Below are 506 nucleotides of genomic sequence, written 5' to 3'. Positions count from 1 at the left end.
CTGCTTCGCCGCTGCAATGGTCCGACTGGCCGCGAGGCCTGCCTTCTGCTCCCGGGCATCAAAGGCCACGCCGTCCATCTTGTAGGTGCCGAAGTCAGGCAGTCGCACCGTGGTGAAAGCCACCGTGAAGCGAGTGCCGTTGGTGGAGCATGTCCCATAGAAGCGTGTGCGCGACGGCAGGAGGACTTCTCCTTTCTCGACGTAGGGGTGTTTGAGCTCCGCCTCCACCGGGCCTTCCGAACACACGCGACTGTCCATGTTGGTGAGAAGGCGCACCTTGATGTGCGCGCCGAGCGGGACGCGAAGTGTGAGAGGAGGCGCCGTCTCCCCGTCGCTGGCCGGTGCATCCGACACCTGCAACCAATCAGGTCCGGTGCGGGCGGCAGCAACGGGCGCAGACGTCTGCGGCTTCGCGAGCGCCTTGTCCCCCACCTCCACCTCGATGTTGCCCCCAGCCGTCACGCGCGGACGACCTCCGTACTCCCGGGCAATCATTTCGTCGATGC

General features: G+C 65.6%; 1 protein-coding gene. It reads right to left on the bottom strand.

Going from position 1 to position 506, the window contains the following annotated elements; translation table 11 throughout:
* Nucleotides 1-506, bottom strand: a 506-nt coding sequence (locus tag D7V88_RS43555) for a TrbI/VirB10 family protein (protein WP_158625301.1), incomplete at both ends; no start/stop codon positions are given.

The sequence above is a fragment of the Corallococcus terminator genome (assembly GCF_003611635.1).
GTDB lineage: Bacteria > Myxococcota > Myxococcia > Myxococcales > Myxococcaceae > Corallococcus > Corallococcus terminator.
The sequence above is the reverse complement of the archived record's forward strand: the minus strand, read 5'-3'. Positions and strand labels throughout refer to the sequence as shown.